18 protein-coding genes, 1 tRNA gene and 1 rRNA gene are annotated in these 17,963 nt (G+C 58.1%); 12 read left to right on the top strand and 8 right to left on the bottom strand.

Annotated elements, in window-relative coordinates:
* Positions 1-37 precede the first annotated feature (37 nt).
* Positions 38-152, top strand: a 5S ribosomal RNA gene (gene rrf, locus ACRC1E_RS09780).
* 71 nt (positions 153-223) lie between these two features.
* Here rrf and ACRC1E_RS09775 read toward each other — a convergent pair.
* Together ACRC1E_RS09775 and ACRC1E_RS09770 are read right to left on the bottom strand one after the other, a co-directional pair.
* The gene (locus tag ACRC1E_RS09775; protein ID WP_438514908.1) at positions 224-2,155 is read right to left on the bottom strand and encodes a bifunctional diguanylate cyclase/phosphodiesterase; all 1,932 of its coding nucleotides are present in this window, start codon (positions 2,153-2,155) and stop codon (positions 224-226) included.
* A gap of 20 nt (positions 2,156-2,175) precedes the next feature.
* Positions 2,176-2,829, bottom strand: coding sequence for a transglutaminase-like cysteine peptidase (locus ACRC1E_RS09770; RefSeq protein WP_438514907.1), 654 nt, complete (start codon positions 2,827-2,829; stop codon positions 2,176-2,178).
* 136 nt (positions 2,830-2,965) lie between these two features.
* On the opposite strand from ACRC1E_RS09770, the gene ACRC1E_RS09765 reads away from it, so the two are divergent.
* Complete coding sequence (locus ACRC1E_RS09765; protein ID WP_438514906.1) at positions 2,966-4,765, top strand: TolC family outer membrane protein; 1,800 nt, start codon at positions 2,966-2,968, stop codon at positions 4,763-4,765.
* A gap of 66 nt (positions 4,766-4,831) precedes the next feature.
* On the opposite strand, the gene ACRC1E_RS09760 is transcribed toward ACRC1E_RS09765, so the two are convergent.
* The 3 genes from ACRC1E_RS09760 to rsmI all read right to left on the bottom strand — a co-directional run bounded on the left by ACRC1E_RS09760 (position 4,832) and on the right by rsmI (position 6,782).
* A complete protein-coding gene (locus ACRC1E_RS09760) occupies positions 4,832-5,602 on the bottom strand; it encodes a TatD family hydrolase (protein WP_438514905.1) in 771 nt (256 codons plus the stop codon).
* Positions 5,603-5,751: 149 nt separating this feature from the next.
* Positions 5,752-5,836: transfer RNA gene (locus tag ACRC1E_RS09755), tRNA-Leu, on the bottom strand.
* A 58-nt stretch (positions 5,837-5,894) separates the two neighbouring features.
* Complete coding sequence (gene rsmI / locus ACRC1E_RS09750) at positions 5,895-6,782, bottom strand: 16S rRNA (cytidine(1402)-2'-O)-methyltransferase (RefSeq protein ID WP_438514909.1); 888 nt, start codon at positions 6,780-6,782, stop codon at positions 5,895-5,897.
* Positions 6,783-6,797: 15 nt separating this feature from the next.
* Between rsmI and ACRC1E_RS09745 the strand changes: the two genes are divergently transcribed.
* From ACRC1E_RS09745 to ACRC1E_RS09730, 4 genes are read left to right on the top strand one after another with little or no spacing between them, the layout of a single operon-like run.
* Complete coding sequence (locus tag ACRC1E_RS09745) at positions 6,798-7,928, top strand: penicillin-binding protein activator (protein WP_438514904.1); 1,131 nt, start codon at positions 6,798-6,800, stop codon at positions 7,926-7,928.
* Entirely contained in the window at positions 7,904-8,260 is a 357-nt protein-coding gene (locus tag ACRC1E_RS09740; protein WP_438514903.1) for a YraN family protein, read from the top strand. The genes ACRC1E_RS09745 and ACRC1E_RS09740 overlap by 25 nt, the downstream gene beginning before the upstream one ends.
* Before the next feature lie 30 nt (positions 8,261-8,290).
* Positions 8,291-8,881, top strand: coding sequence for a phosphoheptose isomerase (locus tag ACRC1E_RS09735; RefSeq protein ID WP_438514902.1), 591 nt, complete (start codon positions 8,291-8,293; stop codon positions 8,879-8,881).
* On the top strand, positions 8,881-9,459 hold the full coding sequence (locus tag ACRC1E_RS09730; protein ID WP_438514901.1) for a BON domain-containing protein: 579 nt from the start codon (positions 8,881-8,883) through the stop codon (positions 9,457-9,459). Before ACRC1E_RS09735 ends, ACRC1E_RS09730 begins: the two co-directional genes overlap by 1 nt.
* Before the next feature lie 65 nt (positions 9,460-9,524).
* On the opposite strand, the gene ACRC1E_RS09725 is transcribed toward ACRC1E_RS09730, so the two are convergent.
* From ACRC1E_RS09725 to tsaA, 3 genes are all read right to left on the bottom strand, one after another.
* Positions 9,525-10,721 (bottom strand): sensor domain-containing phosphodiesterase, encoded by a 1,197-nt coding sequence (locus ACRC1E_RS09725; protein ID WP_438514900.1) that lies wholly within the window; start codon positions 10,719-10,721, stop codon positions 9,525-9,527.
* Positions 10,722-10,863: 142 nt separating this feature from the next.
* Complete coding sequence (locus ACRC1E_RS09720; RefSeq protein WP_438514899.1) at positions 10,864-11,772, bottom strand: Tim44 domain-containing protein; 909 nt, start codon at positions 11,770-11,772, stop codon at positions 10,864-10,866.
* Between the two features lie 62 nt (positions 11,773-11,834).
* Positions 11,835-12,527: a tRNA (N6-threonylcarbamoyladenosine(37)-N6)-methyltransferase TrmO gene (gene tsaA, locus ACRC1E_RS09715; protein ID WP_438514898.1), complete on the bottom strand. Its 693-nt coding sequence runs from the start codon at positions 12,525-12,527 to the stop codon at positions 11,835-11,837.
* A gap of 153 nt (positions 12,528-12,680) precedes the next feature.
* Here tsaA and mnmG point away from each other — a divergent pair, with 153 nt between their 5' ends.
* From mnmG to ACRC1E_RS09685, 6 genes are all read left to right on the top strand, one after another.
* The gene (mnmG, locus tag ACRC1E_RS09710) at positions 12,681-14,570 is read left to right on the top strand and encodes a tRNA uridine-5-carboxymethylaminomethyl(34) synthesis enzyme MnmG (protein ID WP_438514897.1); all 1,890 of its coding nucleotides are present in this window, start codon (positions 12,681-12,683) and stop codon (positions 14,568-14,570) included.
* Positions 14,567-15,193: a 16S rRNA (guanine(527)-N(7))-methyltransferase RsmG gene (gene rsmG, locus ACRC1E_RS09705; RefSeq protein WP_438514896.1), complete on the top strand. Its 627-nt coding sequence runs from the start codon at positions 14,567-14,569 to the stop codon at positions 15,191-15,193. Before mnmG ends, rsmG begins: the two co-directional genes overlap by 4 nt.
* Complete coding sequence (locus ACRC1E_RS09700) at positions 15,190-15,981, top strand: ParA family protein (RefSeq protein WP_438514895.1); 792 nt, start codon at positions 15,190-15,192, stop codon at positions 15,979-15,981. Before rsmG ends, ACRC1E_RS09700 begins: the two co-directional genes overlap by 4 nt.
* A 3-nt stretch (positions 15,982-15,984) precedes the next feature.
* Positions 15,985-16,827, top strand: coding sequence for a ParB/RepB/Spo0J family partition protein (locus tag ACRC1E_RS09695; protein ID WP_438514894.1), 843 nt, complete (start codon positions 15,985-15,987; stop codon positions 16,825-16,827).
* A 103-nt stretch (positions 16,828-16,930) separates the two neighbouring features.
* A complete protein-coding gene (locus ACRC1E_RS09690; RefSeq protein WP_438514893.1) occupies positions 16,931-17,302 on the top strand; it encodes an ATP synthase subunit I in 372 nt (123 codons plus the stop codon).
* Positions 17,302-17,963 (top strand): FoF1 ATP synthase subunit A (locus ACRC1E_RS09685; protein ID WP_438514892.1); only part of this gene is annotated, 662 nt, incomplete at its 3' end. The genes ACRC1E_RS09690 and ACRC1E_RS09685, both read left to right, overlap by 1 nt.

The following is a 17,963-nucleotide window of genomic DNA, read 5'->3' as shown; positions in this document are numbered from 1 at the left end:
CCGGATATTTCGGCTTCTACAATTTGACAAGTTAATGTCTGGTGGCCATAGCGAGGTGGTCCCACGCCTTCCCATCCCGAACAGGACCGTGAAACACCTTAGCGCCGATGATAGTGTGGCATTCGCCATGTGAAAGTAGGACACCGCCAGAACCCCAATATGAAAACCCCCGATCATTGCTGGTCGGGGGTTTTTGCATTTTAGTTGCCGCTCTATTCCAGATTCAGCTTACGGCGGTGACGAGATTGGCACCAATGGCTGGGCCGGTCATGCCGTGAATGCCCAGGCTAGCCAGTTTCTGGGCATCTTTGGCATCGCGTAGGCCTTTTGCCAGCAGGTGTATCTCCATTAGCGTCGCCATCTGCAGCAAGCCCTTGATAACGGCCTGTCGCCCGTTATCGTGCTCTATGCCTTGTGTCAGCACGCTATCCAGTTCCAGATAGGCAATGCCGGCTTCTCCCAGTCTGGCCACCAGCGCCAGATCATGGCCCATGATTTCTACGCCTACTGCGTGCCCGCGCAAGGAGACCGCGCGACTGAATGCCAGGAAAGCCAGCCAGTGTTCGGGTAGGGCGGTTTCGTGAAATTCGAAATTGACGCGGATACCGGAGGCTCGATCCAGCAATGCAAGGACCCGGTCTTTAAAGTCGGCATGGGCAAGCGAGGCCGGCGAGATGTTGATGGCAATGCGCTTGTGCAGCGTTTGCTGTAAGCCCTGCTCCAGTGCTGCAAGATCGGGCAGATGGCTGATGCCAAGGCGTAGGCTGTGCGAGAGTAGACGCAGTGCAGTGATTTGGGGGGTATTCTCTGTCGCTGGCAGATATAGCATGCCTTCTTGCCATAGCAATCGCCCATGGAGGTCGACAACAGGATACCAGTGCAGGCGCAATGCCTGTCCTAGGCATGCCTGTTCTATGGTCAGGCGCCAATCCAGTTCGCTGCTGGCTTGCAGGGTCGCATCATCCAGACGGCAGAAGCTATTGGCCGCTTGGGCAACGGCCTGCGCCAGCGCATGACTGGCGCGGGGCAGGATGGTATCCAGTTGCTCCTTGCCACTGAAGCCGCTCAGGCCGATATGGGCGACATCATGCTGGTCGCACAAGCCCATTTGTGAATAAGACATGCATTGCTGCAGTAATTGGCGGGCTAGCGCATCAGCATCGCCATGATCGAGTTCGGGGCAGAGCAGGGCAAAGTCTGCTCCGCGCAGTCTGGCTGCCTGCGCGCCGGGGTGTGCTGCTGCCGCGAGGCTTAAGTCCTGTGCGAGTCTTTTCAACAGGGCATCGGTGCGTTGCCCGCCGATACGGCTATTCATCTGGGCAAGTCCCGCTACACGCAATAGCAGTAATTGGCCGTGCAGGTCTTCATTTTCTTCATTTTGCAGGCTCTGCAACTTGCGCTCCAGTTGCATGCGGTTGGCGATGCCGGTGACCTCATCGGTATCGTGCAGGCGGCGTAAGGCTTCGACTTCGCCGCTCAAGCTGCGCAAATAGCCTTGCAGGCGCTCTACCATCTGGTTCATTGCCTGTGCCACACGGGCAAGTTCAGGGATGGCGGGTTCTTTTATATGAATAAAGCGGCGTTCGCTGATGGCTTTGGCTTGGCCGACGACCAGGTCGAGTTGGCGGCGGATGCGCATGATGTCCAGCGAGCCGATAGCGCCGGTGAATAGCCCGGCTATCAGTAGCCCGAATAGGGTATAAGCCATGCTGCGTTCGAGTGCGGCGTAGGCATAGGCGACATCGGCCTGTACCACCAGCGTGCCCGCTTGCAGCCACCCCTTGCTGATATTGGCGTGCCCTGCTGCTGGTGCGAGCGGCAGCAGGTGCGGCAGCCAGCCGGATGGCTCCGGATCCATGCTAGGCTTGCTGCGCTCAATTCGCGGTCGGCCATCGGGACTGAGCCAGCGTATTGCATGATAGTGCCCTTGGTCGAAGCTGGCATTGATCAGTGTTTCGGCCATGACCGGGTCGGCTTGTTGCTGGCTGATCATCAAGGCCAGCGAGTTTGCCGTATTACTGTTTTGTGCACTGAGTTGTTGTTCCAGATAATTGCGCGCACCGAGTAAATTGGCGGTCAGCGATGTGCTGAGTGCGAGAAAAACCAGCAGCAGCAGCAGCGCCCACAGGCGCTGGCTGAGTGAGAGTCGAGTCATGATGTGCTCGTTCCAGTAGGTCAAAAAACAAAGCCGTCTTTACGCATGCGTTCCATCAGCTGGTGCCAGCGGGTAAGCCGGCTAGCACTGCTGCTGTTTGCGCCTGCCCACATTACTTCCGCATTGAAACTGAATACCGGAGTCAGATCCTCCCGCTGGGAGGCGGGTAGGATGCTGGTGATCAAGTTGTCGAGAATCAGGGGTTCGGCGTTGGGTGCCGGATAGTAGGCCAATACCATATGTGCCTGGCTGACGCTGCTGCCGGCTGCGCCAATGCGAGCCTTGACATAGGTCAGGCGCAGCTTGCTGGCATCAATGCCAACACTGCGCAGTGACACATATTTAGCAATCGCGAAGTCTTCGCAGTCGCCGCCACCCTTGGCAAACATTTCCAAGGGGCTAGCCCAATAGTCACTTTGTCGCCATATTTCAATGTCATCAGCAAAGCGGATGCGGCGATTGATGAACTGATTAACCGCCTTGAGTTTTCCCGCTTCATCCGCCTGGATCAGGGCTGTCAGTGTGCTGCGCCATGTATGGTACAGCGGCAAAGCCTGACTTCCATATTGGCGGGCAGCCTGCTCGGTCGGCAGTTCCAGTGAGGTGGCTGTCGTCGCCAGTAACAGCAGAACGACGGCGCGCAGCCAGAGGTAGACGCTATTAGCCGGGCGCATGGACTTCATTGTGGCATAAATGATAATGGCAGATATTCATGCTATATGATTTTACAATCATTGCGTATATAATTTGGCCATAAATACTTTACATGTTTGCTTTAAAGCCATTTGTCCACCGTATTGGGGCTCAATTATGAAACGTACTTCTCTTGCTTTGTCGATAACGCTGCTGTTTGGTTTTTTCCCGTTGGCCGGTGCTGCTGATCTAAAGGGGGCGGTTGAAAAGACCATTCTTAATAATCCGGAAGTGCGTTTCCGCTGGCATGAATTCCGGGCGGCGGCAGAAGAGCAGGGCTTGGGACGTGCCGGTTATCTGCCGACGCTGGATGTAGCTTATGACTGGGGCAAGGAAAAAACACAGCTTGAAGGCAACAATACAACGGAAGATCTGACCCGCAAGGGCTGGTCGGCGAATCTGACGCAGAACCTGTTTCAGGGCTTACAGACCATGAATCTGGTCAAACAGCTTGATTATGCCCAGCGTGCCAAATATTTCGACTTTCTGGGTGTTAGTGAGGGGCAAGCACTGGAAGCCGCACGTGCCTATGTAGATGTGTTGCGTTACCGCCAACTGGTTGAGTTCGCACAGGAAAACTACGCCACCCACCTGAGTATCTATAAGCAGTTGCAGGAAAAAGTCGGCGCCGGTGTGGGACGCCGGGTGGATCTGGAGCAAGCGGGTGGCCGCCTGGCGCTGGCTGAAGCCAATCTGGTGACGGAACTGTCCAATCTGCATGATGTGGCAGCCCGCTATGCACGGCTGACCGGTGAAGAGCCGCAGCCCAATATGACCACCCCGATGGCGTTGAAAGCATATCTGCCCAAGGATCAGGAGCTGATTTCCGGAGCAGTCAAGACCCGCCCGGCTTATCTGGCTGCGCTGGAAAATGTACGCGCGGCCAAGGCGGATGTGAATGTGCGCAAGGGTGCATTCTCGCCTACGCTAGACCTGCGTGCCAGCAAGGCGCGTGGCGACAATCTGGATGGCTCGCTCAACCGTAAAGACCGGCAGATGGCGGAGCTGGTATTCAATCTTAATCTATTCCGAGGTGGTGCTGATCGTGCCCGGCTGGGGGCTTCGGCCGAGCGCCTGAATGCCGCCTTCGATTTGCGCGACAAAGAGTGCCGTGACTTGAAGCAGACGCTGCGTATTGCCTTCAACGACACCCGCAAGCTGGACGAACAGATCACCTATCTGCGCCAGCACCGCTTGTCGACCGAGAAGGCACGCGATGCTTATCGCGCCCAGTTCGATATCGGCCAGCGCACCTTGCTTGACCTGCTGGATAGCGAAAACGAATTGTATGATGCCAAGCGTTCGGTGGTGAATGCAGAGCAGGATGTATTGCTGGCTCAGGCGCGGGTACTGGCCGGTTCCGGCAAGTTGCTGGAAACGCTGCAGCTCAAGCCTATCGAGAGCTATGACTTCAATGATCCGGCGCGGGATGAAGAGGCAGGTAGCTGCGACACGCAGTATGCGGGCCCCGCCAGCTTCGACAAGAGCGGTATTGCGGCCAAGCCTTATGCCGCAACCGCGCTGCCGGTTGCCGCGCAGGCTGCACCAGCCTTTGTGCTGAAGGGTGACCTGGCTTTCGGGTCGAATCAGTCTGCACTCAGTGCTGCTGGCAAGACTGAGCTTGTGAATATCGCCCGGCAGATCAAGGATGGCGCAAATAAAGGTGCAAGTATCGCCATTACCGGCTACACCGACCGCTTGGGGTCGGCAGCCTATAATTTGACGCTGTCCAAAGCGCGTGCCGGCGCCGTAGCCGACTATTTGCTTGGCCAGGGTGTGGCGGCGAACCGTCTTGCCATCGAGGGTAAAGGCAAGGCTGATCCGCTGACCGGCAATAAGTGCGATTCGATCAAGACGCAGCCGGCTTTGGGCCTGTGTCTGGCGCCGGATCGTCGCGTCGTGATCCGCTTCAAGTAAGCAGTACTAGACCATGCACAAGGGGCTCCGCGCATGCGGGGCCTTTTTTGGCTTATAGCCTTGCTTTCAGGGTAGGTTCAGTACCCGGCAGGCATTGTCTGTTGTGGCCTGGGCGATGGCTGCGCTATCCGTGGCGCGTAGTTCAGCCATGATATGGGCTAAGCGGGGCAGGTTGGCCGGGACATTGGGTATGTCTTGTGCCCATTCCGGGCGCATGTCGGGGGCGTCGGTTTCCAGTACCAGACTCTCTAGAGGCAAAGTGGCTACCAGCTGCCGGATGCGGGTCGAGCCGCTATAGCTCATGGCGCCGCCGAAGCCCAGGCAAAAGCCCAGCTTGATAAAGGCTTGCGCTTGTTGTTCGCTGCCATTAAAGGCATGGGCGATACCGCCGCGCACGGGTATTTGGCGCAGATATTTAAGCACCCTATCTTGCGCACGGCGGATATGCAGTAATACCGGCAAGTCGTAGCGCCGTGCCAGCTTCAATTGCTCGGCAAACAGCCATTCCTGACGCACAGGGTCTAGCTCTGGTAGCCAGAAATCCAGACCGATTTCACCGATAGCATCGGGTGTATGCTGGCGAATGTGTTGTTCCAGTGCGTCCAGGTGAGTATCCAGATGTTGATCCAGATAGACAGGATGTAGCCCCAAGGCGATAGCGCATCCTGCCTGGGTGCGTAGTGCAAGGGTTGTACTGAAGTTGGACAGGGCAACGGCGGGTACCATGATGCGGCAGACACCGACTGCGTGAGCCTGAGCGATGATCAGCTGGCGCTGGCCATCAAACTCGGGCGCATCCAGATGGCAGTGGGTATCGAACAGGGGGGCTGGAGACATCATGTTTTCGCGGGGTGCCGGCTCCTTGTGGTGCTATTCGGAAATCTACCCGTGCTTATCACCGGTTTCAACCGGTACCGCCATATTGCAGGCAACAAAAAACCCGTAAAGCCGGAAGCTGTACGGGTTGTCTGACGGGATGCATATTATGGTGCCCAGAGTCGGACTCGAACCGACACACCTTGCGGCGGGAGATTTTGAGTCTCCTGTGTCTACCAATTTCACCATCCGGGCTGCATCTCGGATTGACGGCATTCTACCTGTTGGCTCAATAAATGTAAATCGCTTGCGTTCAGTTTTCGTCGTCAATCGCGGATTTTTTCATTTCCAGCGCCAGATCATAGAGTTTTTTACGCGAAATACCGGTGAATTCGGCCACAATTCCGGCGGCCTGTTTGGTTGGCATGGCCTCGACCAGTTGTGATAGCAGTTGCTGTGCCGCTGCCGGCACCTCATCGCTATCGGGCTGTGGCGGAGCGGCATCGATGATGAGGACGCATTCCCCGCGTTGCTGGTTACTGTCCTGTTTGATGATGTCAAGCAGTTCGCCGGCCGTGGTGCGGATAAAGGTTTCGAAGGTCTTGGTCAGTTCGCGTGCCAATACCAGTCGCCGCTCGCTGCCGTAAACAGCGACGGCATCAGTGACACAATCGAGAATGCGGTGCGGTGCTTCATAGCAAATCACGGCATAATCGGCATGCAGCCAGTTTTCCATGCGCTTTTTACGGGCGCCGGATTTGGGCGGCAAGAAGCCGGCGAACTGGAACTGTCCGGTTTCAAGGCCGGCCGCCGACATGGCGGTGACCACGGCGGAAGGGCCTGGCAGCGGGCACACCTTGAGTCCGGCTTGCCAGACGGCGGCAGCCAGACGGGCGCCCGGGTCGGAAATCCCGGGCGTGCCTGCGTCGGAAACCTGTACGATGCACTGGCCTTCCTGCAGCCAGACGATAACGCGTTCGGCCATTTCCCGTTCGTTATGCTCGCGCAGGCTGACCAGCTTTTTACTGATGCCATAGGCGGCCAGCAGCGAGCCGGTGACGCGGGTGTCTTCCGCCAGGACCAGATCGCAGCGGGAAAGTGCGGCAAAAGCGCGCAGTGTTATGTCCGCCAGATTTCCAATGGGGGTGGCGACCACATATAATGTTCCGTTCACCAACGTTTCCTGGGCAGAATCAATCAAGTGATCAAGCGATGTTTGCAATCTCTGGCTCCCTGGGTGCTGGGTGGTTTAACTTGGATGGCCGCCAGTGTAGTCGCTGCGCAGACGCCGGACTATATCCTGCAGCAGAATTCTGCGTCTTTGACGTCGATTCCGGTGCTTGTTGAACCTTCCCAAGCGCCTTTTGCGGCCGAATCTTCCATGCCTGCCGCTGCTTCTGCGCCTGTGGTGCCGGGCTTTGCCCAGGCCAAGGTACGCATCGGCCTGTTGCTGCCATTGTCGTCTCCTTCCTTGGGTGAGGCGGCTGCGGTTGTACGGCAGGGCTTTAACGCGGCCTTGCATGGCGATGCCCGCCGCGATGTCGGCGTGGCCGAGGCGGCCTTTAGCGATGAAAACGGTGCGCTGGAGGCTTATCGCAGTCTGCTTGCACAGGGCGCCAATGTGGTGATAGGGCCGTTGACGCGTACCGGCATCAGTCGTATCGCGCCGCACATCAGCGTGCCTACACTGGCTTTGAACAGTCTTGAGGGTGTGACCGTGCGTCCCAAACTCTATAGCCTGTCGCTGGCGGTGGATGCCGAGGCGAAACAGGTGGCCGGTATGATGGCGGATAACGGCCATCAGCGGCCGTTACTGGTTTATGCCAAGGATGGTTTGTCGCAGCGCTTGCGTCAGGCCTTTAGTAGTGGGTGGCTGCAGCGGCGCGGGTCTGGGCCGCTACAGCTGGATGTGGATGATGCGCATGGCGAGGCACTGGATGCCGCGCTGGCGCAGGCGGATGCAGTGTTTCTGGCGCTGGGTGGACGTGAAGCGGCACTGGTGCGCGCGGTGCTGCCGCAAGATTTGCCGGCCTATGCCACGTCTCAGGTGAATGTGCGCGAGAGCCTGCCGGTATTGTCCGGCGTGCGCTTTGTCGATATGCCCTGGTTGCTGATGCCCGATCATCCTGTCGTGCGCACTTATCCGCGTCCGGAGCGTGCCTTGACGGTCTCCACCGAGCGTTTGTATGCCTTGGGAATAGATGCCTATCGCTTGGCGCTGCGTCTTTCCATGCAGAAAAACGTCAGTGGCTTGCGCCTTGACGGCGTGACCGGCGATTTGCGTTTGGGGCGTGACCAGCAATTTCAGCGGACATTGCCGACATGGGTCAGGGGCGAGCTTCAGTAAGCGGCGCAGGAGCCGCCGCCGAAGAGCAGGCATTGCATTATTTGCAGCGTCAGGGCTTGGTGCTGGTCGCGCGTAACTGGCATTGCGCGGGTGGCGAACTGGATCTGGTGATGCGTGATGGCGGCTACTGGGTCTTTGTCGAGGTGCGCTTGCGCAGTTCCCGCCGTTTTGGTGGCGCCTTGCAGAGTATAGATGGCCGGAAATGTGCGCGACTGGTACATGCCGCCAGCCTCTATCTGCTGGCGCAAAATATTGATGCTCCATGCCGCTTCGATGCGGTCGTGTTTGAGGGGGAGGCTGCCCCTCTGTGGATAAAAAACATTATCGCGTAGCGTTTACGCGACTTTACAAGGAATGACAGCATGGACCTGATCGCCCGCGTTAACGGACATTTTCTCGAGAGCATTGCGACCAAGCAACAGTCTATGGATGCACTCTCTCCTGGTGTTGCTCTTGCTGCCGAACGCATGGTGGCCAGCCTGATGAATGAGGGCAAAATACTGGCTTGCGGTAATGGTGGTTCGGCGGCCGATGCCCAGCATTTTGCAGCTGAAATGGTGGGGCGCTTCGAGAAAGAACGCCCCGGGCTGGCGGCGATCTCGCTGGCTACCGATACCTCTGCCTTGACCGCAATCGGTAACGACTACGATTTCGACCTGATCTTTTCCAAGCAGGTGCGTGCGCTGGGGCAACAAGGTGATGTCTTGCTGGCGATTTCGACGTCGGGCAATTCGGCCAATGTCATCGAAGCCATTTATGCGGCACACGAGCGCGGCATGACGGTGATTGCCTTTACCGGCAAGGATGGCGGCAAGATTGCCGATATTCTGGGGGCAGAAGATGTGCACCTCAACGTCCCGGTCAGCCGCACGGCGCGCATTCAGGAAGTCCATTTATTGCTGATTCACGCCATGTGCGATGCCATTGATTGCATGCTGCTGGGAGGTGAATAATGCGGATATCTACATTGGTCGTTGCTGTCGTGTGTGCGGCGACTTTATCCGGTTGTGTGGCATTGGTCGCTGGTGGTGCGGCCACAGGCGTGCTGGTCGCTTCCGACAGACGCACCAGCGGTGCCTATGTCGATGATCAGTCTATCGAGCTGAAGGCCTCGCGCCAGATGCTGGAAAAACTGCCGTCGTCCAATGTGAGTCTGACCAGCTATAACCGTGTCGTGCTGCTGACCGGTGAGGCTGCGTCCGATGCTGCACGTGCAGGTGCCGAAATGATTGCGCGTTCGCAGCCCAATGTGCAGCGGGTTTACAATTATCTGGTGATCGCGCCCGCTAGTGGTATTAGCGGGCGCAGCAATGATACCTGGCTAACCAGCAAGGTCCGGGCGCGGCTGCTGGATGGCAAGGGTTATCCTCCCAATGCCATCAAGGTCGTGAGCGAGCGCGGAGTGGTCTATCTGTTGGGGCTGGTGACCCGGGCCGAGGGTGAGGCTGCCGCACGCGTAGCCAGCGAGACTAGCGGCGTGCAGCAGGTTGTCACCCTGTACGAATACATTTCCGACGTAGCCGGTCAGTAACACGGCTCTGCGGTCTTGCGGGCGCGGCTTTAGCCGCGCCTTTTTCATGCCTGAGTGCGGCTTTCCTAATCCCTGGGTCCTGTTTGCCGTGCTACCAGTACATCGGCACACAGCACATGCAGGACTTCGTCGATTTCGATGGCCATCGACAGGGTAATGCAGCTACGGGTATCGGTCATCGACAGATAGGGCTCGCTCATATACAGCACGCCGGGCTGGTCGATGGCGTGCTGGAAATAAGGGCGGCGCGACCAGATGGCACCGGTGGTGTTGGCCAGCGGCGCAAACTTGGGGTTGGCCAGTGACGGCGCTTCCCGCGTATTTAAATTGCGCCCAATCTGGCGGCCGGTACTGTCGAGCAAAAAACAGCGGATCACGTCGGGCAGGGTCAGCATCGGTTTGGCGGCATCGGTAAAGGCGGTGCCCTGCATCAGTGCGATGGCGCTTTGCACGAAAGCCTGACGCGCCAGTTCGATCTGGCGTCGCGTCAGCTTGCGCTTCATCAACTCCCTGACCATCAGCTCATCCCAGCGGGTGTCGATGCGGCGGGTAATGGTTTCGTCCTTGTCCGGATCAAAAGCCGGGCGCGCTACATAATAGCCTTGCACCAGATCACAGCCTGACTCCAGTGCCACCAGTACATCGGCCTCGGTCTCTACCCCTTCGACCACGACCAGTGCCCCGATTTCGTGCACCAGATGCACCAACTTGGTTAGCAGATTGCGCGTGCGTGGCTGGGTGACTGCGCTGCGTAGCAAATTACGGTCAAATTTTACCAAGTCGGGTTCCAGCAGGCAGACCCGGTCGAGATTGGAATGGCCGGCGCCGAAATCATCGATGGCGATCAGAAAGCCGGCGGCGCGCAGCATGCGGCTGCCTTCTATCAGGCCTTGGTCGGCCTCCAGCGCATGCTCCAGAATTTCCAGCACCACGCATGCCGCCGGTACACCGCTTTGCTGCAAGGCGCTGATCAGTGCCTGAGTGCGTGCCGGCGTGCTGAGCGTGCTGGCGTCTACATTCAGGAATAGCCAGTTCTGCGGCGGGGCAAAGCCGGCAAAGCGTGCGAGGTGTGCGCTGCTGACGCGAATATCGAATTCGTGCCGCTCTTGTTGGTTGTCATGACCTAGATAGGCCTGTTGGGGCGGAACAGGATTGCCATCCTGCTCGGCGCGCAGCAGTGCTTCGAAGCCGACGGTGCGGCGGTGGGCCAGGCTGTAGATAGGCTGGAAGTGGCTATGCAGGTTTAGATCGGCGGTGGGCAACGGATGATTCCTTCTAGGTTTTATTCTGTCTAGCAATCCGCGTTCCAGTTTAGCGCACAACTATGACATAAAAATTTTCATGTGTGGCGCACATAAAAAAACGGACGCCGTCGGCGTCCGCTGGAGTAATCCTGGAGTGTGCTCAGTCTTGCTGTATGCCCGCCAGCAGCCAGCGCGGACCGCCATTGTCCTTGATGTAGTGCCAGGTTTCGTTAAACGGTACTGCAGCGGCATTGACGTCTTCACTGACGGTGCCGGAGAAGCGCACGCTGGCGATATAGCGGCCGCCTTCGGTGACGGCATCCGTCACGCTGCATTCCAGTTGCGGGAAGTCCGCCATGCCGCTATTGGTCAGAATGTCTTCGCGCATGGCAGTAAACAGGTCTGGCGTCATGTACTTGCTGATTTCATCGACATTATCCGGTGAATTCAGGCTTTGCAGATGCAAGAAGGTAGCCTTGGCCTGACGCAGGAAAGCCGGCACTTCGGTACCGTCCGGCAAGCGTTGCTGATTGTAGCCGGTAGCCATGGCTGCGCCTGCGCCGCCTTGCAGTCCCGAACCTATGGACGGAATGCTGTCAAAGCGGGCATTTTGCGGGGCGGGTGCCGACATTGGCATCCCGGCCATTTGTGGCGCGCGCATCGCAGGTGTGGCCTGATTGGCCATGCGGCGACGGAAGAACATCATGCCGCCTGCAAACAGCAGGCCCAGCATGGCTAGCGTGCCCCAAGGCATGCCCGAGCCTGCCGCTTCGCCGGTACTGCCCGATGCTTCGCTACCGCTCATGGCCGAGCCCAGCATATAGCCTGCGGCCGCTCCGGCTGCGCCGGCTGCAATCGCCGTGCCGACGCCCGGGCCTTTACTTGGTTGCTGCGCCGGTGCCATTGGTTGTGCTGGTGCTCGCGCCGGCTGTTGATAACTTTGAGTAGGCGCCGAGCGCTTCATGCCAAAGCTTTTACTTTTGCCAAGTTTGGCGGCCTCTGCCATCGGTGCTGCCAGCATCGATGCCATGGACAACGCGAGAACCAGTGTCTTCGCGTAGGAACTCATAAGTCTTACTCCTGTGTATGGTGAGGCTGGGGTGTGACACGCTATTGTCTGACAAAGTTCGGTCAGCTCGCACTAATTTCAAGTACGGTGGCGATATTGTCATGAATGCGAAAGCGCACATTGAGCAGGTAAAGACGCACACCGTAAATGCGCTCGGGATCGTTTTGATAGGCGGGGCGCGGATCCTGAGCTAGAACCTCTTCCACCAATACCGCCAGTTGCGGGTGTCTGCTGTCCCATATTGCCAGATCCGTTCGTGCTTGTTCGCTCCAGACGATGCTCAGGCGCGGCGGTGGTCCGTCGACAAAGCCGGCACGGGCATCCGGGCGTGACTCGATAAAGGGGATATAGGGTTTGATATCCAGTACCGGCGTGCCATCAAGCAGATCGGCGCCGGCCAGCTCCAGTATTACGCCGCTGCCAATATCAATGCCGATGAGCTCTACCAGTGACAAGCCTAGCGGATTGGGACGATGGGTAGCGCGGCTGGCGAATACGCCGACCTTGTCATTGCCGCCCAGTCGTGGCGGGCGCACCAAAGGCCGCCAGCCGCGGCTGGCGGTTTCATGGAACACAAACTGTATCCACAGATGCGAAAAAGCAGCCAGTCCGCGTACGGTGTCGGCATGGTTATAAGGGGGGAGTAGCTCCAGTTTCATGCGCGCCGAGGGGGCGAGTGAAGGTTGGCGCGGGATGCCGAACTTTTCTTTGTAGGGCGAATGGATGACGCCTATGGGTGCAAAACTGAAATTCATCGGCAGATTGTAGCAGGGCAAGGGAGGCTTACGCGCAGGATGAAGTTCGGGTAAAGCCCGGGTTTGGGATAGGGTTAGTCAAATCAATAACTTACATGGCTAGGTGTTTTGCCGTAAAATGCCCGGTTTTCCGCCAGATTCGCCGTATTGATCATGATCTATCCAACAACTTTCGACGTGATAGTAGTCGGTGGCGGGCACGCCGGCACCGAAGCTGCGCTTGCTGCCGCACGCATGGGGCGTCAGACGCTGCTCTTGACGCACAATATCGAGACCCTGGGTCAGATGTCGTGCAATCCGTCGATAGGCGGGATAGGCAAGGGCCATCTGGTGCGCGAAGTCGATGCGCTGGGCGGTGCAATGGCACTGGCCACCGATATCGGCGGCATCCAGTTCCGTACGCTGAATGCTTCCAAGGGGCCGGCGGTACGCGCTACGCGTGCTCAGGCCGACCGCATCCTGTACAAGGCCGCGATCCGCGAGATGCTGGAGAACCAGCCCAATCTGACCCTGTTCCAGCAACCGGTGGATGATCTGCTGCTGGAAGGCGAGCATGTGGCCGGTGCGATTACCGCCATCGGGCTGGTTTTTCGCGCCCGCACCGTGGTGCTGACCGCAGGGACGTTCCTGTCGGGCAAGATCCATGTCGGGCTGGAAAATTATACCGGCGGGCGTGCCGGTGACTCGGCTGCCTCGGTGCTGGGCGCCAAGCTGCGCGAGCTGAGTCTGCCGGTCGGTCGCCTGAAAACCGGTACCCCGCCACGGCTGGACGGGCGCACTATCGATTTTTCGGTGCTGGAAGCACAGCCGGGCGATACACCTGAGCCGGTGTTTTCCTTCCGCGGATCGCGTCAGCTGCATCCGCGCCAGTTGCCGTGCTGGATGACGCATACCAATGAGCGTACGCACGATATCATCCGTTCCGGTTTCGACCGCAGTCCGATGTTTACCGGCAAAATCGAAGGCGTGGGCCCGCGCTACTGCCCGTCGATAGAAGACAAGATCAACCGCTTTGCCGATAAGGATAGCCACCAGATCTTCCTTGAGCCGGAGGGGCTGACTACGCACGAGATCTACCCCAACGGGATTTCGACCTCCTTGCCGTTCGATATCCAGTTGGCGGCAGTGCGCTCGATGAAGGGGATGGAAAACGCCAATATCCTGCGTCCGGGTTATGCCATCGAATACGACTTCTTCGACCCGCGCGGCCTGAAGTCCACTTTCGAGAGTAAGGCGATCAAGGGTCTATTCTTTGCCGGCCAGCTTAATGGCACCACCGGTTACGAAGAAGCCGCCGCTCAGGGTTTACTGGCCGGCCTCAATGCCGCGCTTTACAGCCGCGACGAAGAGGGCTGGTGTCCGCGCCGTGATGAGGCTTATCTGGGTGTGATGTCGGACGATCTGGTGACCAAGGGTGTGACCGAGCCTTACCGGATGTTTACCAGCCGTGCCGAGTTCCGCCTGCAGTTGCGTGAAGACAACGCCGACCTGCGCTTGACCGAGACGGGCCGCAAGTTGGGTCTGGTCGGTGATGCGCAGTGGGATGCTTTCTGTCGTAAGCGCGATGCGGTCGATGCCGAGAAGCAGCGCCTTGCCACCACCTTTATTCACCCGGGCAAGCTGCCTGCGGCCGAGATGGAACGTGTCGTTGGCCAGACGCTGACGCGTGAATATAGTCTGCTCGATTTGTTGCGTCGTCCTGCCATCAATTACACCCTGTTGATGACCCTGCCGGGGGCGGGGGAGGGGGTCGATGCGATGGATGTTGCCGAACAGGTAGAAATTCAGGTCAAATACCAAGGCTATATCGACCGCCAGAACGACGAGCTGGCGCGTCAGGACAAGCTGGACGATGTGCGTCTGCCCGAGGGGATAGATTATTCGGTGGTGTCGGGATTGTCGCGTGAGGTGCAGCAGAAGCTTACGCAGCAACAACCGGAAACGCTGGGGCAGGCAGCGCGTATTCAGGGGATTACACCGGCCGCGGTGGCCCTGCTGATGGTTCACCTTAAACGCGGCCTGGGCGATAAGAAAACGGCATGACACATACTGAAGAACTGAAACAGGGCCTGGCCGAATTGGATATGGGTCTGAGCGATGCGCAAGTTGCGCAGCTAGAGGCTTATCTTGCCTTGCTGGCCAAGTGGAATCACACCTACAACCTGACTGCCGTACGCGAAGAAGCGCGCATGGTCAGCCACCACCTGCTGGACAGCCTGACGCTGGTGCCGCATCTGGCCGGCTTCAAGCGCTTGCTGGATGTAGGCTCCGGAGGCGGGATGCCGGGTATTCCTGCTGCGATTGCCTGCCCGCAGTTGCAGGTAGTGTTGCTCGACTCCAACCACAAGAAAACCACCTTTTTGCGTCAGGCCGCCATCGAGCTGGGGCTGGCGAATGTAGAAGTCGTTACCAGCCGGGTCGAAGCCTATCAACCGGCCCAGAAGTTCGACTGCATCACCAGCCGGGCATTTTCCGAACTGTCCGAGTTTGTGCGTCTGACGCCGCATCTATTGGCCGAAGATGGGCAGTGGCTGGCGATGAAGGGTGTGTATCCGTACGAAGAAATTGCCCAGTTGCCGGCTAGCGTGCGTATGGCGGATGTTTTGCCCTTGTCCGTACCGGGGCTGGAGGCGGAGCGCCATCTGGTGCGCGTTGTCGCGCAATGAGCGCGCACATTATCGCCATTGCCAACCAGAAAGGCGGCGTTGGCAAGACGACGACCGGCGTCAATTTGGCTACCGGGCTGGTGCAGTTGGGTCGGCGCGTGCTGCTGGTCGATCTCGATCCGCAGGCAAATGCCACCATGGGGAGCGGCATTCAGAAAGCCGGTTTGACCCAGACCATTTATCAGGTGCTGCTGGGTGATGTAACCGTGAGCGAGGTACGCCAGCGTTCGCCCAAAGGCGGCTACGATGTGCTGCCGGCGACGCGGGACCTAGGAGGCGCCGAAGTCGAGTTGGTACAGGAGTTGGCGCGCGAAGCACGGCTGAAGCAGGCGCTGGCGACGGTAGAGGACGAGTACGATTATATCCTGATCGACAGCCCGCCCTCCCTGACCTTGCTGACGCTTAACGGCCTGGTTGCCGCCCAGAGTGTACTGATCCCCATGGTGTGCGAGTACTATGCGCTGGAAGGGCTGTCCGATCTGGTGGCGACCCTGCGCAAGGTGCGTCAGGCGGTCAATCCCAAGATCGAGATTCTGGGCCTGGTGCGTACCATGTTCGATGCACGCAGCAATCTGTCGCAACAGGTTTCCGGCCAGCTTGCCACGCACTTCGGCGGCAAGGTATTCGAAACCGTCATTCCGCGCAATGTCCGTCTGGCCGAGGCGCCCAGCCATGGCCTGCCCGGCATTGTGTACGACCCTTCCTCACGTGGTGCGCGCGCCTATCAGGCGCTGGCGGCCGAGCTGGTCGCCCGCATGGAGCCGGCATCAGCAGCCGGAACCCAATAAAATATGGCCAAACTCAAAGGACTCGGGCGCGGTCTTGACGCGCTCCTTGCCATTGCCGATCCGGTAGATGACAGGCTGCAGACGCTGGCGATTGGCAGTATCCGGCCGGGGCGCTATCAGCCCCGTTCCCATATGAACGAAGCCGCCCTGGATGAGCTGGCGGCATCAATTCGTGCGCAAGGCATTATCCAGCCGGTGGTGGTGCGTGAAATCGGTTTGGGTGAGTATGAGCTGATTGCCGGCGAGCGGCGCTGGCGTGCCAGCCAGAAGGCCGGCTTGACCGAAATTCCGGCGGTTATCCGCTGTGTGCCGGACGAAGCTGCGCTGGCCATGGGGCTGATCGAGAATATTCAGCGTCAGGAGCTGGATCCTATCGAGGAGGCGCAGGGCATTGCCCGCCTGATCGAAGAGTTCTCGCTGACCCATGATGCGGCGGCGGCGGCGGTCGGTCGGTCGCGCAGCGCCGTTTCTAATCTGCTAAGATTGTTGCTTCTACCTGAGCCTGTGCAAAAGCTGCTGCATCAGGGGCAGATCGAAATGGGGCATGCTCGTGCTTTGCTGGCTCTGCCTGCATTACAGCAACTGGAATTGGCTAATTTGGTCGTTGTGCATGGCTGGTCGGTACGCGAAGTCGAACGCCGGGTGCAAGCTTTGGCCGAAGACAAGCCCAAGGCTGGTATGCGCACACCGGACCCGGATGTGCTGCGTCTGGCCGAGAACTTGTCGGAGCGCTTGGGTGCCAAGGTGCAGATCAAAGCGGGCAAGCGCGGTTGCGGTAAAATGACTATCGAGTACGCATCGCTGGATGAGTTAGACGGTATCGTTGGCAGGTTGCAAGCGGACTAAAGCCGTCAGTCAGTTGTTGCGGTGCAGCTATATTAGCTGCCATTTGTTGACTCGAAATTAATGCCGTGTCTATAATCGTGCGATTTTTCTTCCGGTGCACCATATGGTCAAGCCAGAAGTAAGGCGTGTTATACGCCTGCAGTCGCAGTTGACGGTCGTAGCTGTTGTGGTTGCGGCAGTAATAGGGTGGGGTGATATTGCATTGCCGGTGTCGGCGTTGCTGGGAGGCCTTTCGGCCATTCTGCCTGCGCTGGCGTATGTCTGGATCGCGTACAGCGTGCAGCGGGCGCCCCCCATGGTTTTGATGAAGGCGCACTACAAAGCAGAGACGGTCAAGTTTTTCCTGACTATTATCCTGTTTGCGGTGGTTCTTCTGTTTTTCAAGGATATATCGGTGGTGGCATACTTCGCCGGCTATTTGCTGGCAGTATCAGGCTACTGGTTCGGGCTTCTAATCAAAATTGAGAAAAAGTGATGGCAGGCAACGCAACAGAATATATCAAGCACCACCTGACGTTCTGGAAGTCTTCCAGTGAAGGCTTCTGGTCCATACATCTCGACACTTTCAGCGTTTCGCTGATCCTCGGTTTTCTGTTTGTCGGTGTCTTTGCGATGGTTGCAAGAAACGCCAAGCTGGAAAACCCGGGTCGCCTGCAGTTGTTTGTCGAATCGCTGGTGGAGATGGTCAATACCCAGGTTAAGGAAATTTTCCACGCCGAAAGCAAGGTTGTCGCACCTTTGGCATTGACGATTTTCTGCTGGGTGTTCCTGATGAACGCCATGGACATGCTGCCGGTTGACCTGGTTCCGCAAATAGCGGCTTGGGTCGGTTCGACTTTCTTCGGTGTCGATCCTCACCACGTGTATTTCCGTGTGGTGCCGTCCGCCGACGTTAACGCGACTTTTGCCATGTCGATTTCGGTGATGTTCTGCATCATCGGCTTCTCGATTAGCGCCAAAGGTCTGGGCGGCTGGGGTAAGGAGCTGATAACCGCGCCTTTCCATGCTCACAACCCGGTATTGGTGGTTATTCTGGCTCCGGTGAACTTTGCCTTCCAGATGGTCGAGTTGATCGCCAAGCCTATCTCCCTCTCGCTGCGTTTGTTCGGCAATATGTATGCCGGCGAACTGATTTT

Origin of the sequence: Craterilacuibacter sp. (assembly GCF_051659485.1) — a bacterium.
Classification (GTDB): domain Bacteria; phylum Pseudomonadota; class Gammaproteobacteria; order Burkholderiales; family Chromobacteriaceae; genus Craterilacuibacter.
The sequence above is the reverse complement of the archived record's forward strand: the minus strand, read 5'-3'. Positions and strand labels throughout refer to the sequence as shown.

What these genes read in the sequence shown, in the direction of transcription:
- ACRC1E_RS09730 (WP_438514901.1), top strand. Translation starts at nt 8,881, where the DNA reads ATGCGGATATCTACATTGGTCGTTGCTGTCGTGTGTGCGGCGACTTTA.
- rsmG (WP_438514896.1), top strand. Translation starts at nt 14,567, where the DNA reads ATGACACATACTGAAGAACTGAAACAGGGCCTGGCCGAATTGGATATG.
- ACRC1E_RS09735 (WP_438514902.1), top strand. Translation starts at nt 8,291, where the DNA reads ATGGACCTGATCGCCCGCGTTAACGGACATTTTCTCGAGAGCATTGCG.
- ACRC1E_RS09695 (WP_438514894.1), top strand. Translation starts at nt 15,985, where the DNA reads ATGGCCAAACTCAAAGGACTCGGGCGCGGTCTTGACGCGCTCCTTGCC.
- ACRC1E_RS09770 (WP_438514907.1), bottom strand. Translation starts at nt 2,829, where the DNA reads ATGCGCCCGGCTAATAGCGTCTACCTCTGGCTGCGCGCCGTCGTTCTG.
- ACRC1E_RS09720 (WP_438514899.1), bottom strand. Translation starts at nt 11,772, where the DNA reads ATGAGTTCCTACGCGAAGACACTGGTTCTCGCGTTGTCCATGGCATCG.
- ACRC1E_RS09700 (WP_438514895.1), top strand. Translation starts at nt 15,190, where the DNA reads ATGAGCGCGCACATTATCGCCATTGCCAACCAGAAAGGCGGCGTTGGC.
- ACRC1E_RS09765 (WP_438514906.1), top strand. Translation starts at nt 2,966, where the DNA reads ATGAAACGTACTTCTCTTGCTTTGTCGATAACGCTGCTGTTTGGTTTT.
- ACRC1E_RS09740 (WP_438514903.1), top strand. Translation starts at nt 7,904, where the DNA reads ATGGGTCAGGGGCGAGCTTCAGTAAGCGGCGCAGGAGCCGCCGCCGAA.
- ACRC1E_RS09690 (WP_438514893.1), top strand. Translation starts at nt 16,931, where the DNA reads ATGGTCAAGCCAGAAGTAAGGCGTGTTATACGCCTGCAGTCGCAGTTG.
- ACRC1E_RS09760 (WP_438514905.1), bottom strand. Translation starts at nt 5,602, where the DNA reads ATGTCTCCAGCCCCCCTGTTCGATACCCACTGCCATCTGGATGCGCCC.
- tsaA (WP_438514898.1), bottom strand. Translation starts at nt 12,527, where the DNA reads ATGAATTTCAGTTTTGCACCCATAGGCGTCATCCATTCGCCCTACAAA.
- ACRC1E_RS09775 (WP_438514908.1), bottom strand. Translation starts at nt 2,155, where the DNA reads ATGACTCGACTCTCACTCAGCCAGCGCCTGTGGGCGCTGCTGCTGCTG.
- mnmG (WP_438514897.1), top strand. Translation starts at nt 12,681, where the DNA reads ATGATCTATCCAACAACTTTCGACGTGATAGTAGTCGGTGGCGGGCAC.